This window comes from Acinetobacter sp. (assembly GCF_036666595.1).
GTDB lineage: Bacteria > Pseudomonadota > Gammaproteobacteria > Pseudomonadales > Moraxellaceae > Acinetobacter.
The window spans coordinates 1-990 of record NZ_JAVWVO010000039.1 but is presented as its reverse complement, the minus strand read 5'-3'; the positions used below and the strand labels follow the sequence as shown (position 1 = coordinate 990).

Annotated in this window: 2 protein-coding genes; both read right to left on the bottom strand. The window is 32.3% G+C overall.

Annotated elements, in window-relative coordinates; translation table 11 throughout:
* Nucleotides 1–116: 116 nt before the first annotated feature.
* Nucleotides 117–497 (bottom strand): hypothetical protein, encoded by a 381-nt coding sequence (locus RR876_RS16575; RefSeq protein WP_151829633.1) that lies wholly within the window; start codon nucleotides 495–497, stop codon nucleotides 117–119.
* A gap of 192 nt (nucleotides 498–689) precedes the next feature.
* Entirely contained in the window at nucleotides 690–833 is a 144-nt protein-coding gene (locus RR876_RS16570; protein ID WP_171406656.1) for a hypothetical protein, read from the bottom strand.
* Nucleotides 834–990 lie beyond the last annotated feature (157 nt).

Here is a 990-nt window from a genome sequence, read left to right as displayed (position 1 = left end):
CTTGTTTCCAAGTCGGTTTTTTAAGTTTTGCGTCCCAATTTTTTATAGCATAACTTTTTGAAATATAAAACTATTTATAAATGCATTTCGTATAAGCTCTATTATGTTAAATAAACTCAATTACTGTCATCAAAAGTGGCATTAATTCTGTCTACAGTCCATTTTACTGTAGTGTTATCTAAGTAAAAAAAATCTCTATTTAAAATATAATCTTCAAAAATTAAGCCATTACTATCTAGCTTTCCTTCTTTTAAATGTCCAATAATTTCATATCTTAGACTATTATCTATTTGCTTAACTTGATGGGGACAATTCACTTCTTCAATAATGTAATCATCAAGAATAGTAGCTTCTAAAGCTATAAGGTAATTTTTTTTGAGATCAATAAATGAGGGTATTGAAGAACTAAATACCTCTAGAATTTCATTACGAATCTTAATTTTTAGAATAAATTCGAGATCCTCATTACATTCTATGATTTGAGCTATATATTTCACTTTAATTAAGATTTTCTACAATTAACATAATACACCTTATACGAAATGCTTTATAATTCTCTTGAAAATTCAACGCTGTAGTTCCTAGTTGATAGCCCGAACATCCCTGTTCGGGCTTTTTTTATGATTTTTCACGTTCCACGCCTATTATTTAATCAATGTTTCACGATTTTGATTAGCTCAATTGAATAATCAGGATGCCTGGTCTTTTTCTTTTTGGCGTTTATGCAGCTCTTTTTTCAGCTCCTTTTTATCCTGGTACGATGCGATCAGCATGATCGGGATCAACAGCGGGGCCACAATAATGCCTAGGGCAATGTCTTTCAGTTTCGGCATGATCTCTCTCCCTTAGTCATTATCAAAGACAGCATTCAGCACACGGCCAAATAAGCCACGTTTTTTCTTTGTCTCATAATGCGTATTTGGTACGTGTTTTGGTGTTTCATTAGGGCGTGTCACCAATGTCTCATGGGATGTTTTAATTTCACTATCT

What these genes read in the sequence shown, in the direction of transcription:
- RR876_RS16570 (WP_171406656.1), bottom strand. Translation starts at nt 833, where the DNA reads ATGCCGAAACTGAAAGACATTGCCCTAGGCATTATTGTGGCCCCGCTG.